Genomic DNA, 14,976 nt, shown 5'->3' on the forward strand with positions numbered 1-14,976 from the left:
GGATGTTTGTCACCATTTCGCAGTTCTTTTCAATTTCTAACTAAGCTATCAGTGATGGAAAGCTAGTTTTCAACATTGTGAGTGTTAACTTTAACCAGTATTGGCTAAGCTAGTAGGAGCAAACTGCTGCATATTCTTTCAGTAGTTTGCACTACAGACTATACAAATCATGTCTATCCTTTCTGCTGCTTACTAATTTATACGGTTAAACCATGACGGAACCTGCTCAATCTCAGGCGACCTCGCATCGTCGTCATCCTACGCGCCTAATGCGGCGTTTTTTATCGCAAGATAAAACGCCTGTATCAGTGTTACTTCTTGCTGCCATTGTCGGTGTCATCGCAGGCTTGATGGGGACACTGTTTGAAATCGGCGTGCATTGGGTATCTGAACAGCGAACCGACTGGTTACGTGCTGAAATCAGCAGTAGCTTACCTTTGTGGTTGACGGCATTTATGGTGAGCGCTGGATTGGCATTTATTGGCTATTTTTTAGTGCAGCGCTTTGCGCCTGAAGCGGCTGGTTCTGGCATTCCTGAAATTGAAGGGGCAATGGAAGACATTCGTCCTGTTCGCTGGTGGCGTGTGATCCCAGTGAAATTTATTGGTGGCTTAGGGGCGTTAGGTTCAGGCATGGTACTGGGTCGCGAAGGGCCAACGGTGCAGATGGGTGGTAACATCGGCCGAATGATCACCGATATCTTTCGTTTGAAAGACGAAGAAGGTCGTCACTCTTTATTAGCAGCGGGTGCGGCAGGTGGTCTGGCGGCGGCATTTAATGCGCCAATGGCAGGGATCATGTTTGTAGTCGAAGAAATGCGGCCACAATTTCGATACAGCCTTATTTCAATTAAGTGTGTAATGATCTCTGCAATCGTTGCCAACATTGTCTTTCGTAGTATTCGAGGACAAGAAGCCGTGATATCCATGCCGCAATATGAAGCGCCGATGCTGACATCGCTATGGCTATTTTTATTGTTGGGTATGTTTTTTGGTGTGTTCGGGGTGATCTTCAACCGTTTAGTTACCCTTTCTCAAGATCTGTTTGCTCGAATTCACAACAATGACCGTCGCCGTTATTTGATCACTGGCACTTTGCTCGGTGGTTGTTTTGGCTTGCTATTACTTTATTTACCAGAGCTTACTGGTGGTGGTATCGCGATTATTCCAGATGCCACTAACGGTAAATACAGCGTCAGCTTATTGTTTATCTTATTTTTGGCACGTGTCGCGACAACGTTATTGTGTTTTGGCTCGGGTGCACCTGGCGGTATTTTTGCTCCTATGCTGGCGCTAGGCACTTTGTTTGGTACTTTCTTTGGTTCTATTGCGCAAGCGTGGTTCCCTGAATTTGGTTTAGAACCCGGTATGTTCGCGATTGCGGGGATGGGCGCATTGTTTGCTGCAACCGTACGAGCACCAATCACAGGTATATTGTTAGTTATTGAAATGACCAACAACTATCATTTGATTGTCCCCTTGATTATTACGACGCTTGGCGCAACCATGTTAGCGCAGGTATTAGGGGGTAAACCGATTTATTCTCAACTACTGCACCGAGCAATTAAAAAAGAAAAGTTACGCGCAGAGGTGGTCAATACTTGAACGAGATAGTCAGGTATTAGATAATCCGCTTAATAACTCGATATGTTTGTGAGGTCTTGATGAGCGACACCAATTTGCCGCTAAATTTTTCAGATGTTGCCGCGAATAAAGTGAAAACGTTAATCGCTGAAGAAGAAAACCCAGAACTGAAGCTACGTGTGTACATCACCGGTGGTGGTTGTAGTGGTTTTCAATATGGTTTTACTTTCGATGAGAAGGTAAACGAAGGCGATATGACAATTGAAAAACAGGGCGTAACACTTGTTGTTGACCCTATGAGCTTACAATATTTGATCGGTGGTACGGTTGATTACACCGAGGGCCTTGAAGGTTCTCGTTTCTTCGTAAACAACCCGAATGCAACGACAACCTGTGGTTGTGGTGCATCGTTTAGCGTTTAAGCTAGCCTGATTACTCTAAAAGCGAACATGTCTTTTTGAGTGAAATTAGAGAAATAAAAAGCCGTCACTTACTGTAAGTGACGGCTTTTTTGTTTTCCGTGAATAGGTTAATTATCCTTGGTTGATAATTAATGGACTATTCGTGCCAGCCAGCAAGTTACTGAACTGTGCTAATTGATTTAAGCGTTTATCAGCATGCTTTTTGAAGGCGGTCTTTTGTTTCCCATGAAGAGACTCTGCCTGAGGCAATTTCACTGTGCGTGGGTTTTTATGTACGCCGTTAACCAAGAACTCGTAGTGTAAGTGAGGGCCAGTTACACGGCCTGTCCCACCAAGTGTACCGACGGTTTGTCCTTGTTTAACCCGTTGACCTGTTTTGACTTTACGCTTGGTCATGTGCAGGTACTTGGTGATATAGGTTGAGGTGTGGCGAATAAAGACATAGTTACCATTAAACTTGTTATACGCCGACTTCATCACTATACCGTCACCCGCAGCCCAAATAGGGGTGCCAACTGGTGCAACATAGTCTGTGCCTCGGTGTGCTTTTACTCGGCCTGTCACTGGATGTAAGCGACGAGGGTTAAAGTTAGAGCTGACATAACGGAAGTTAATTGGTGAGCGGAGGAAAGCTTTACGCATGGCGTTACCATTTTTATCGTAATACTTACCGTCTTCACTGCGTACCGCCGTAAATGTCTGACCTAGGTTGGTGAAGGTTGCAGCGAGAATATTTCCTCGGCCAATGGATTCACCTTCAACAAATTGTTCTTCAAACAATACAGAGAACTTATCCCCCCCGCGAATATCTAACGCGAAATCGATATCCCAACCAAAAATCCCAGCAATCTCCATGATTTGATTAGCCGTTAGCCCTGCTTTATCACCGGCATTCCAAAAGCTGGATGTGATGGTTGCTTTAGCAAAGTTAAGTTGAGTATCGACGGTTTTCGTTTCTGCTTTTGAAACAAAGCTATCAGCGGTTCGTGTAATCACGAGTGTGTCGGTAGCTGTGTTGGGCTTGATGAGTTGGATCAACTCGTTATTTTCATCAAAACCAAATTTTAATGTGTCGCCTGGGCGCAGGTTGGTGAGAGAGCGCGTGCCTTCATCGGCATTGACGAGACGGTATAAGGTTGCTGGACTTAATCCGACTTTGTCGAAGACAACAGCAAGGCTTTCACCTGATTTTATTTTGTGTTTTTTCCATGTCAGAGGCGCTGAAGGTAAAGTTGTACTTTCTGCGGGAAGCAGTTGCGGGGTGTCCACATTGACAGCAATGGGATACGCCTTGCCTACTTCGAATTTACGATCAGCCGGCGCCATATTGTCGGGTGAAGGTAGCAGAAGCAACAGCACGATAAGAGCACTGATCGTGGCGATCAGTATCTGATGAATCTTGGGTAATTGAGCTAGCTTACTAAACGGCATGGTGGATCTATAAATGGCCTGAATAAAAAAATAGACAACACGCAGTCTAACTGGTTTCAAAAAACATCGCTATTCAAGTAAGATGGTCGATTATCACTTTTTTGCCAATTCTGTGGGAGCGAACAAGAATGGTCAGCATTGAACAGGCTTTAGCTGAGATTAAGCGTGGTGTCGATGAGCTTATTCCAGAAGAAGAGCTGATTGCCAAGTTAAAAGAAAACCGTCCATTACGTATCAAACTGGGTGCAGATCCAACAGCCCCAGATATCCACCTAGGTCACACAGTTATCCTAAACAAGCTACGCACTTTCCAAGAGCTTGGCCACGATGTGACATTCCTAATCGGTGATTTCACCGGCATGGTGGGTGACCCAACAGGCAAAAACACCACGCGTCCACCGTTGACTCGTGAAGATGTTTTAGCAAATGCTGAAACGTACAAAGAACAAGTATTCAAAATTCTAGACCCAGCAAAAACCAAAATTGAGTTCAACTCTACATGGTTATCTGAGCTAGGTGCTGAAGGTATGATCCGTCTAGCGGCAAACCAAACGGTTGCACGTATGCTAGAACGTGATGACTTTAAAAAGCGTTATGCTGACGGTCGTCCAATTGCTATTCATGAATTCATGTACCCATTGCTACAAGGTTACGATTCTGTGGCGATGGAAACTGACGTAGAGCTTGGTGGTACTGATCAGAAGTTCAACCTTCTGATGGGGCGTGAGCTACAAAAATCGAACGGTCAAAAACCACAGGTTGTCTTAACCATGCCACTATTGGTTGGTTTAGACGGCGTGAAGAAAATGTCGAAGTCGGCGCACAACTACATTGGTGTGAACGACGTGCCAAACGAAATGTTTGGTAAGATCATGTCTATCTCTGACGATCTTATGTGGAACTACTTCGAATGCTTGTCATTCCGTCCACTAGAAGAAATCGCGCAGTTTAAAGAAGACATGGCAAACGGTAAAAACCCACGCGATGTTAAGATCTTGCTAGCGAAAGAAATCATTGCTCGCTTCCACTCTGAAGCCGATGCTGACTCAGCAGAGCAAGAGTTCATCAACCGTTTCCAAAAAGGTGCGATGCCAGAAGAAATGCCTGAGCTGGAGTTTGAAGCGGGTATGGCGATTGGTAACCTACTAAAAGAAGCAGGCCTGGTTAACTCGACATCAGATGCGATGCGTATGATCCGCCAAGGTGCAGCCAAGATCGACGGTGATAAAATCGAAGATACTAAGCTAGTACCTGCGGCAGGTACTGCGGTTTACCAAGTCGGTAAACGTAAGTTTGCACGTATTACTCTGAAGTAATCATTATTGCTGATTCAGAGAATCAAAGGGCGCTTCGGCGCCTTTTTTAATGCCGCTACGCTATTCAATATCAAAGATCATAGTCATTACGCTCTTTCGCTTGCTGACTCAGGTATTCAATAAACTCCCACTCCACACCATCTTGGTCAAAGAAATAGATACGTTTTCGCCAAGGGTGATCGGTCGCCAGATCATTCTGCACATAGCCAGCGGCCAGCAATCGCACTTTGGCTGCATCTACATCGTCAATCACCAAACCCACATGATTAATCCCAATATCGACATACGGGTTACGGTCGACCTGAGTGCGCTCAAGTACCTCTTGTAGTGCTAAATAGCTGTCTTGCGTGCCTATGTAACACCAACGATAAGCCTCGTTGTATCCGCGATGTCGAACGTTAAATTCAGGTATCGCAGTTTGTAGAAACGTAATGGTGTGATCGATATCTTTGATCGTAATGTTGGCATGCTCAACGTAGGGTTTCATGGCTGCTCTCCGCTTCATATCGAATGGAATAAAGGGTTAAGTAATGCTTATACTTTACATAGTAGTAGTGCTTGTTATTAAGTAAAGTTTTTATATTACTTAGTTGGAGTGAAACATAAAAAAACCGCCAGGGTCGGCGGTTTTTTGAAACGGAAAGTAATAAATAGTTTTGTTATTAGCGTAGTGTCAGTGATGGTAACGACAAGTGCCAGCGGATAGCCGCGAGACGAATCGTCAGCGTGGTGATGATGCCCGCAAGTGAGGATACTTCGGTTGTAAAACCAGTTAACAAACCTGTTGTGTGCACGATACCACCAAGAATACAGGCAGTCGCGTATACCTCAGTACGTAATACCATGGGGATCTCACGCGCCAGTACATCACGGATCACACCACCGCCACAGCCTGTAAGCACACCCATGATCACAGCCACCATAGGTGATGCGCCAAAACGTAATGCTTTTTCAACACCAATGGCGACAAATACCGCTAAACCTATGGCATCGGCAACAGGGAGAACATACCACGGCAGCTTTTGAGGTCGACGAATAGCGGCCATCGTGAATAAGCATGTAATGAAGATCACCCAAAGGTAATTGGTATCAGTGATCCAGAACACAGGCGTTGCACCCAGCGCCATGTCACGAATAGTACCACCACCAATAGCCGTTACGCTGGCGAGTACCACAACGCCAAAGGGATCCATTCGTAACCGTCCAGCCAAGAGCACACCTGATACTGCGAATACAGCAGTACCAAACATATCAAGGAGATAGATAAGCATTAAAGTATTACCTGATAAAGAAAGCGAAAATAAAGATGACGGCAGAGCAGCGGACTACTGTGTCGCACGTCGTTGTTCTCGTACCGTGTCTAGGTGATCGCATACCTGCTTGATCGCTTTTAGCGTTCGAGGTGTCGGGCGGTTAAGCCAGTCTGAATTCACGGTAAATATCTGTCGATTATCGACAGCAGGTATTTTACCCTGCCAGTCTTGCCATATATCAACATTTGTATTGGCGTGAGAGGTACCAAATATGATTTCTGGTTGGCGGATCACAACTTGCTCTTGTGATACCTGCGGATATGGGGCTTTACTTGCGGCAAAAATGTTCTCACCACCACAGACTTGAAACACTTGAGTCGGCCAGTGTCCATCCGCGGCGGTGATTATTGGGGCGGCGCTGAGCTGATAAAAGTAGCGTACTTTTTCTTGGCGCTGATATTTCAGGGTCAGTGCTGCGAGCTTTTCACGGTAATCGTTCGCTGCTTGTTGTGCTTGTAGGGGGGAGTCGGCGTATTGACCCAGTCGCTCGATGGTGTCGGCAATGGCTGGCAGTTCTTTTGAAGTGGAGTAGACAACATTGAATCCCAGCTGCTCAAGCTTGGCCATTTCTCGAGGGGGGTTACCACTTTTCCATGCCAGGATCAGATCGGGCTGAAGGGCAACAATGCGTTCTAATTTAATGCCTCTATGATTGGCGACGCGTTCTAGCTTGAGTGCGGCTTTGGGGTAATCGCTGTATTCCGTTGCTGCAATCAGCTTATCGCCTAACCCTGCGGCATACGCTAGCTCAGTCATGTGAGGAGATAAGCTTATCACTCGAGTTGCGGGTTGTGTTGCAAAACTCATGGTGGAAAAAAACAAAAAACAGCAGCAAGCGAAACGCACTTAAAAAGCTCCTTGGAAAAGAATGATAAGACAACTTTGTACCACCAGCCAAATGATGACTCGGCTTTTAGCGACTTGCTCGATTTGAGCAAGGTGTAAAGCCGCAGGGGCTATTTTCCCGCCTAAGCGTGGACGTTCCAATTTACGGTCTTCATAAATTGCAGGCCCTCCGAGAGAAAGTGATAGTTTGTTGCCCGTTGCGACAAGTAGCCAGCCAGGTCCTGGAAGCTGCCAGTTTTCACCTTGCTGCCATAAACTGCGTAACGCCACTTTTCCGTTTTGTCCCAGCGCGATAAGTAAGGCGAATAAGCGTAATGGCACAATATCGAGTACCGCTAAAATGCGAATGGCAGGATAACCAAAAAAGACATATTGCTTGCGGGTTGGTGACCATACGCGCGCTAGGCTGACCGCAAGACGATACATAAGCGCACCAATCCCACCTGCGAGCCCGTACCAAAACAGCACGCCAATGACTTGGCGACCATAGCCGAGCAGTTGTGTTTCAGCCCCCGCCTTTCCTAGCCCTAATAAAGACAGGCTTTCCGTTTGGCGATTAAGAGTGGTGCTGAGTAGGCGTCGACAGAGGGTTTTATTTTCGGCGCTATAGGCTTTGATCAGCTGGTGGCTGAGTTGGCTGATATTTTTCCAACCCAATGCGAACCATAACAAGGTGAGATCAAACAGGGCGTCAATCCAGACTAACTGTTTGCAGGCAATCAGCATAATGAGCATGGTAAGCCACATTAGTGACCAAGTTAGCAAACCTGATAGTAAACGTTGGTGGCGGTTATCATTAGGTTTATTAACGCGGCTGGCTAGCATGATGGCCAAGCGTTGCCATAAGTTGAGCGGGTGAAGGTCTTGCGGAATGGCAATAAGCCAATGCAATGCAATGGCACCCCACATTGCAAGTAGGGTGCTATTGTTAGCGAGTATCGCTAAAAGGTCGTTCATTACTGATTCAGTAACTCAGCCATTTTAGCTACCATCACTGAAGAGCTTTTCGCTGCCAGTGGTAGGAACTCATCAAAGCTCATTGGCGATTCTTTGTCTGCTACATCTGAAATTGCGCGAACAACAACAAATGGTACGTTGAACTGATGACATGCTTGGGCAATAGCCGCTGCTTCCATTTCAACAGCGATAACTGCTGGGAAGTTGTCACGGATGAATTGTTGTTTCTCTGCGCTACATACAAACGCATCGCCAGTACAAATTAGACCGCGAATAGCGTGCACGTCTTCCATTGTTGCCAGTGCTTGCGCGGCGATATCCATTAGTTTTTCATCAGATGCAAAAGCGGCAGGTTGTTGTGCCATTTGACCGATTTCGTAACCAAATGCAGTTACATCGGCATCGTGGTAGCGAACTTCGCTTGAAATCACGACATCACCTACGTTTAGGCTGCTATCAAAGCCGCCCGCAGAACCTGTGTTAAGTACCACATCAGGTTGGAAAACTTCTAGCATAATTGCAGAGCCAACAGCTGCGGCTACTTTACCAATACCTGATTGCAGTAACACGATATCGGCACCGTTTAGCGTACCTGTATAAATGGTACAACCTGCTTTTTTGTGTGTTTCACAGTTAGTCAGTTGGTCTTTTAGGATCGCAACTTCTTGCTCCATCGCACCGATAATGCCGATTTTCATAGCTAGCTTCTCTTTGTTGTTCAGATGTGCGCTCACACTGAGCGCATAATGGCGAGATTGTAACAAATAAAAAGCGAGAGGTCAGAGCTTAACGCCTCATCTCTCTCGCTGTTTTTATCTTTCTTTCTTGTGGTAATCAGTTAACGATTAGACATCCAGAAAATCCATGATTCCATCGGCTGCGCGTCGCCCTTCATCAATGGCGGTAACTACCAGATCGGAGCCGCGCACGGCATCACCGCCCGCAAAGATTTTAGGGTTAGAGGTTTGGAATGGAAAGGCGTTATCTTGTGGTGCTTGAATACGTCCCCATTGATCCAACTCGACATTGTAATCACTGAGCCAAGGCATGGCGTGTGGCTGAAAACCAAAGGCCATGATTACGGCATCGGCTTTAATAATATGTTCGCTGCCAGAGACGGGTTCAGGGCGGCGGCGGCCAGCATCGTCGGGCTCACCAAGGGCGGTTTTTACGACTTTGATGCCGGTGACATGCCCCGCTTGGTCTACCTCGACGCCCAGTGGCTGCAGGTTAAACTGAAAGTTAACCCCTTCTTCTCGTGCGTTTTTCACTTCGCGTTTGGAACCCGGCATATTGGCCTCATCACGGCGATAAGCGCAAATGACTTTTTTGGCCCCTTGGCGCACTGAGGTACGTACGCAGTCCATCGCCGTATCGCCGCCGCCAAGTACCACTACTTGTTTGCCTTTCATATTGGTAAATGGCGTTGATGTGTCGAGTCCCATCACTTTGTAAGTATTCGAAATTAAAAAGGGCAGTGCATCGTACACGCCTGGAGCATCTTCGTTGGCTAGGCCTGCTCGCATGTTTTTATAGGTGCCAACGCCAAGAAATACCGCGTCATAGTCTTTGATTAAGTCGGCCAGTTGCACGTCTTTGCCTACTTCAGTATCAAGCTGGAACTCAACGCCCATTTCAGTGAAGATTTTACGGCGGTTAATCATCACTTCTTTTTCTAATTTGAACGAGGGGATACCAAAAGTGAGCAGGCCGCCAATTTCAGGATAACGGTCAAAGACGACGGGTTTGACGCCATTGCGCACCAGAATATCAGCACATGATAGGCCTGCAGGTCCCGCGCCTATCACCGCGACTTTTTTGTCGGTCCACTCAACATGTGACATGTCAGGTTTCCAGCCCATTTCAAAGGCTTTATCGGTAATGTACTTTTCGACGTTGCCGATGGTGACGGCACCAAAATCGGCATTGAGGGTGCAAGACCCTTCACATAAACGATCTTGTGGGCACACCCGACCACAGACTTCAGGTAGGGTGTTGGTCTGATGCGAGAGCTCGACGGCTTCAATAATGCGACCTTCATTGGCTAATTGAAGCCATTGTGGAATGTAATTGTGGACTGGGCATTTCCATTCACAATACGGGTTACCGCAATCGAGGCAGCGATCGGATTGGGCGCTGGCTTGTTGCTGAGTAAAGGGTTCATAGATTTCAACGAACTCAATTTTTCTGATTTTGAGTGGCTTTTTCGCTGGATCAACGCGAGATACATCAATAAATTGGTAAATGTTCTGGCTCATGAAGGTTCCCTCCTTATTGTGCTTGAACGCGTAGTTCAGCGGCTGAGCGACTTTGATGTCCCAAGAGGGTGTTCACATCGGCTGACTTCGGTTTCGCGAGATAGAACTTAGGAATCCATAGATCAAAATCGGCCAGAATTTCTTGGGCTCGGCGTGATCCTGTTTCTTCCAAATGGCGGTCGATAAGCCCACGAAGGTGTTCTTGGTGGATAGCTAAATCATCGAGTGGAAGCGCTTCGACCAGTTCAGGGTTTACCCGTCCGGCGAAGTCACCGTTTTGGTCTAGGATGTAAGCAAAGCCGCCTGTCATGCCTGCGCCAAAGTTCACACCTGTTGTCCCTAAGATGGCGACTATCCCGCCTGTCATATACTCACAAGCATTATCGCCCACGCCTTCAACCACAGCGATGGCGCCAGAGTTTCTTACGCCAAATCGTTCACCTGCGGTACCTGCTGCAAACAGTTTTCCGCCTGTTGCGCCGTATAAACAGGTGTTTCCTATAATGGTGGCTTCATGTGATTTAAAGGCCGAGCCCATTGGGGGGTGAATGGTGATTTTCCCCCCCGTCATACCTTTGCCGACATAATCGTTAGCATCGCCAATAAGGTGAAGGTTTAGACCACCCGCATTCCAGACCCCAAAAGATTGCCCTGCGGTGCCCGTCAAATGAAGATTAATGGGGGAAGATGCCATACCTTGATTGCCGTAACGGGTTGCAATTTCACCGGATAATCTAGCCCCAATAGAGCGGTCAGTGTTACGTATGTTGTGGTATAAATCTGCGCCGCTGCGTGCGGTTATCGCGGGCAATGCTTCTTCCAGTAAAGTTTGGCTCAAGACTGCGTTATCGAAGGGGGTATTGGGCTCGCTGCAATACAAGGTTTTGCCTTCTGCGGGGGTGGGTGCGTGAAGTAGGCCAGTTAAATCGAGCTTCTGTTGTTTGGCGCTGAAGCCATCAAGGGCGATCAGTAAATCGGTACGGCCGATCAAGTCGGTGAGTTTTTCAACGCCAAGTTGTGCCAGTAACTCTCGTACTTCTTGGCCAAGTCCAACAAAGTAATTCATCACCTGCTCAGGTAAGCCCTTGAAGTAATCTCGGCGCAGTTTTTCATCCTGAGTTGCAACGCCTGTTGCACAGTTATTGAGGTGACAAATACGCAGATATTTACAGCCTAACGCCACCATGGGCGCAGTGCCAAAACCAAAGCTTTCTGCACCTAAAATGGCGGCTTTGATAACATCTAACCCTGTCTTTAAGCCGCCATCCACTTGCAGGCGGATTTTATGGCGTAAGCCATTGGCCACAAGGGCCTGTTGCGTTTCAGCTAGCCCCAACTCCCACGGACTACCTGCATATTTAACGGAGGTTAATGGGCTCGCACCTGTTCCGCCATCGTAGCCTGATATAGTGATCAAGTCGGCATAGGCTTTAGCAACACCTGTGGCAATCGTCCCCACGCCTGGTTCAGAGACCAGCTTGACCGAAACCATGGCGGCTGGGTTGACCTCTTTTAAATCAAAGATCAGTTGGGCTAAATCTTCAATCGAGTAAATATCGTGGTGCGGGGGCGGGGAAATGAGCGTGACCCCTGGGACGGCATAGCGCAGCTTAGCAATTTCGGTAGTGACCTTATGGCCGGGTAATTGGCCGCCCTCACCGGGTTTTGCGCCTTGGGCGACTTTGATTTGGATAATATCGGCATTGACTAAGTAATGCGGGGTAACGCCAAAACGACCAGAGGCGACCTGCTTGATCCGTGAGTTACGCTCGTTGCCAAACCGACGAGGGTCTTCGCCACCTTCGCCAGAGTTGGAATGGCCGCCTAAGCGGTTCATAGCAATGGCGAGTGCTTCGTGTGCTTCGGGGCTCAGGGCACCAATTGACATTGCCGCAGAATCGAAGCGTTTATATAACTCAGTGGCGGCTTCCACCTGTTCTACTGCGATAGGGTTTTCGCTTTTCGTCAGTTGTAGCAAGTCTCGGATAGCAGCAACTGGACGTTCATTTACCTCGCGAGCAAAGGCGAGATAATCTTGATAATCCCCTGATTTAACCGCTTGTTGGAGTGTGCCGACAACATCGGGGTTATAGGCATGAAATTCACCGCCATGCACATATTTGAGCAAACCGCCGTGTTCGATGGGTTTACGTTTGAGCCATGCACGACGCGCTAAGTTGATGGCATCTTGTTGGAAATCATCGAAGTTTGCACCGGAAATACGGCTAGCCGTCCCTTTGAAACAAAGGCTGATCACATCTGGATGAAGCCCTACCGCTTCAAATAAATGTGAACAGCGGTACGAGGCGATGGTGGAAATCCCCATCTTTGACATGATCTTAAATAAGCCTTTGTTGATACCATCGCGGAAGTTGAGCATGACATCACGGTACGGCCTATTGATTGCACCTCTGTCGATTTGTTGGCTTAGCGATTCATACGCTAGGTATGGATAAACGGCGGTCGCACCATAACCGAGTAATACTGCAAATTGGTGTGGATCGCGGGCGGTGGCGGTTTCAATCACTATGTTGGCATCGCAGCGCAAGTTGGTTTCAACTAGGCGCGTTTGTACGGCCCCGACTGCCATTGCCGCTGGAATTGGGACTTTGCTGGCATTGATGCCCCGATCTGATAGCACAATAAGCACGGTACCACTGCGGACTAAGCGCTCGGCTTGATCACACAGATCGAGGATCGCTTGCTGTAAATCTTTCTCTGCGGGGGCGTAGTTAATGTCTACGATGCTGTTGCGATAATATTGACTGTCGAGCTCAAGTAGCTGAACCAGATCGGAATACAGCAGCACGGGCGATTTAAAGGCGACGCGGTAGGCATGACCATCAGTTTCGCAAAACACATTCATCTCGCGACCAATGCAGGTGGCCAGCGACATCACATGCTTTTCGCGCAGTGGATCAATCGGCGGGTTGGTCACTTGGGCAAACATTTGGCGAAAGTAATCAGTCACACTGCGTTCTTTGGAAGAAAGCACGGCCATCGGTGCATCATCACCCATCGAGCCTGTGGCTTCTTGGCCATTTTCCCCAATCACTCTAAGTACTTGGTCGATTTCTTCACGGTTCATACCAAATTGTTTTTGGTAGGTGCTTAATTCGTTATCGGATAACGATCGGCTGCCGACTTGCTCATCATCCAATTGTTCAAATGGCGTGAGGTGTTTGACATGGCTATCGAGCCACTCTTTATAAGGGTGACGGGCCATTAAATCGTTGTCGATGTCTTTGGAGTGCCAAATCTTGCCAAATTTGGTGTCGATAACCAGCAGCTCGCCAGGACCGACACGGCCTTTTTCTAATACTTCATCGGGGGCGTAATCCCAAATGCCAATTTCAGAAGCTAGAGTGATAAGTTTATCTTTGGTGATCACATAGCGAGCAGGGCGTAAGCCATTCCGATCAAGGTTACAGGCGGCATAGCGTCCGTCTGACATTACGATGCCCGCGGGACCATCCCAGGGTTCCATGTGCATGGAGTTAAAATCGTAAAAAGCGCGCAGTTCAGGATCCATGTCGGGGTGATTTTGCCATGCGGGTGGTACTAACATCCGCATCGCGCGGAAGAGATCCATCCCACCTGCTAGAAAGAGCTCCAGCATGTTATCTAGACTTGATGAATCTGAGCCGCTTTCATTGACAAAGGGGGCTGCAGTTTGTAAATCGGGCAATAATGGCGAGGAAAACTTATAGCCTCGAGCGCGTGCCCATTGGCGGTTACCTGCGATGGTATTGATTTCACCATTGTGGGCGAGGTAACGAAATGGCTGTGCCAGTGGCCAGCGAGGTTGGGTGTTAGTAGAAAAACGCTGGTGGAATAAACAAATGGACGACTGTAAGCGAAGATCACCCAAATCGGTATAAAATCGCGGTAAATCCGCGGGCATGCAAAGGCCTTTGTAGACGGTCACTTGGGTCGACAGGCTACAGATATAAAAATCAGGGTCTTGGTTGATCCGTTGTTCGATACGACGACGCGCAATATACAGGCGGCGATCGATATCGCGTGGCTTCCAGCCTGCAGGGGCATTGATTAAAACCTGGACAATATCGGGCAGTGACTCTTTGGCGATAGGGCCTAAGACTTGTGAATTAATGGGCACATCGCGCCAACCGACAATGGAGAGTGTTTCTTTACTGAGTTCTTCAGTGATAATTTTACGGGCTTGCTCGGCTTTGATTGGGTCGGTGCTAAGAAATAACATCCCAATGGCAAATTCGCGGGCCAATTTCCAGCTGTGTTCTTCGGCGATAATACGGTAGAAGTCGCTGGGCTTTTTCATTAATAGCCCACAACCATCCCCCGTTTTACCATCGGCTGCGATACCACCACGGTGGGTCATACGATCCAGAGCTGAAATCGCTGTTCGTACCAATTTATGGCTTGTTTCGCCTTCGGTATGGGCAATTAAGCCGAATCCACAATTATCTTTTTCCAGCCTTGGGTCATACAGTGTCATGACAACTCTCCCTTGGTCTGCTCATCCTGAGCGTTAACTTTTAATCTCATAACTTGTGGGTTGATGAGGTTAAAAGTGGTCTGACTGCATAGTTATGGCGCTGATCGTCCACCATTGCGCATCCTGCGATCTTCCAAGTTAACGGCAAATTACAAAAAGGTCAAATTTTGACCGTTTACGTTTTTATCGGGCAATATGGCGATATTAAAAACTGTAATTAATTGATCTTAAATCTTATTTTAACGAATTATTAACAGGCGGTATTCGGAATAGCATCATTTTATTGTTGCGATTATTTTGAGGAAATAAGGTGATGGTGAGCCACTTTTTGTAAAGAGACGTTAGGGAAGAGGAGGGCTATCAACTGAATAAT

The 14,976-nt window shown here is 47.4% G+C and carries 11 protein-coding genes; 3 read left to right on the top strand and 8 right to left on the bottom strand.

Features of this window, described 5'->3' with window-relative positions; all coding sequences use genetic code 11:
• Positions 1–212 precede the first annotated feature (212 nt).
• Positions 213–1,604 (top strand): H(+)/Cl(-) exchange transporter ClcA, encoded by a 1,392-nt coding sequence (gene clcA, locus ASV53_RS06245; RefSeq protein ID WP_062691236.1) that lies wholly within the window; start codon positions 213–215, stop codon positions 1,602–1,604.
• Positions 1,605–1,663: 59 nt separating this feature from the next.
• On the top strand, positions 1,664–2,005 hold the full coding sequence (gene erpA / locus ASV53_RS06250; protein ID WP_048900320.1) for an iron-sulfur cluster insertion protein ErpA: 342 nt from the start codon (positions 1,664–1,666) through the stop codon (positions 2,003–2,005).
• A 111-nt stretch (positions 2,006–2,116) separates the two neighbouring features.
• On the opposite strand, the gene shyC is transcribed toward erpA, so the two are convergent.
• Entirely contained in the window at positions 2,117–3,436 is a 1,320-nt protein-coding gene (gene shyC, locus ASV53_RS06255; RefSeq protein WP_094956469.1) for a peptidoglycan DD-endopeptidase ShyC, read from the bottom strand.
• A 128-nt stretch (positions 3,437–3,564) separates the two neighbouring features.
• On the opposite strand from shyC, the gene tyrS reads away from it, so the two are divergent.
• The gene (tyrS, locus tag ASV53_RS06260) at positions 3,565–4,752 is read left to right on the top strand and encodes a tyrosine--tRNA ligase (RefSeq protein ID WP_094956470.1); all 1,188 of its coding nucleotides are present in this window, start codon (positions 3,565–3,567) and stop codon (positions 4,750–4,752) included.
• A gap of 70 nt (positions 4,753–4,822) precedes the next feature.
• On the opposite strand, the gene ASV53_RS06265 is transcribed toward tyrS, so the two are convergent.
• The 7 genes from ASV53_RS06265 to gltB form a co-directional block, all read right to left on the bottom strand.
• On the bottom strand, positions 4,823–5,239 hold the full coding sequence (locus ASV53_RS06265) for a VOC family protein (RefSeq protein ID WP_094956471.1): 417 nt from the start codon (positions 5,237–5,239) through the stop codon (positions 4,823–4,825).
• Between the two features lie 175 nt (positions 5,240–5,414).
• Positions 5,415–6,023, bottom strand: a complete 609-nt coding sequence (locus ASV53_RS06270) for a TRIC cation channel family protein (RefSeq protein WP_094956472.1) — start codon at positions 6,021–6,023, stop codon at positions 5,415–5,417.
• Positions 6,024–6,077: 54 nt separating this feature from the next.
• The gene (btuF, locus tag ASV53_RS06275) at positions 6,078–6,911 is read right to left on the bottom strand and encodes a vitamin B12 ABC transporter substrate-binding protein BtuF (protein WP_275657086.1); all 834 of its coding nucleotides are present in this window, start codon (positions 6,909–6,911) and stop codon (positions 6,078–6,080) included.
• Positions 6,912–7,868 (bottom strand): cobalamin biosynthesis family protein, encoded by a 957-nt coding sequence (locus ASV53_RS06280; protein ID WP_062691239.1) that lies wholly within the window; start codon positions 7,866–7,868, stop codon positions 6,912–6,914.
• Positions 7,868–8,566 (bottom strand): 5'-methylthioadenosine/S-adenosylhomocysteine nucleosidase, encoded by a 699-nt coding sequence (gene mtnN, locus ASV53_RS06285; protein ID WP_062691240.1) that lies wholly within the window; start codon positions 8,564–8,566, stop codon positions 7,868–7,870. The genes ASV53_RS06280 and mtnN overlap by 1 nt, the downstream gene beginning before the upstream one ends.
• A 147-nt stretch (positions 8,567–8,713) precedes the next feature.
• A complete protein-coding gene (locus ASV53_RS06290; RefSeq protein ID WP_094956473.1) occupies positions 8,714–10,126 on the bottom strand; it encodes an FAD-dependent oxidoreductase in 1,413 nt (470 codons plus the stop codon).
• Positions 10,127–10,139: 13 nt separating this feature from the next.
• Positions 10,140–14,603 carry a glutamate synthase large subunit gene (gltB, locus tag ASV53_RS06295; protein WP_094956474.1) on the bottom strand — a complete coding sequence of 1,488 codons (4,464 nt, stop codon included), beginning with the start codon at positions 14,601–14,603 and terminating at the stop codon, positions 10,140–10,142.
• Positions 14,604–14,976: the final 373 nt, after the last annotated feature.

The organism is Photobacterium sanguinicancri (assembly GCF_002265265.1).
In the GTDB taxonomy this organism is placed as follows: Bacteria; Pseudomonadota; Gammaproteobacteria; order Enterobacterales; family Vibrionaceae; genus Photobacterium; species Photobacterium sanguinicancri.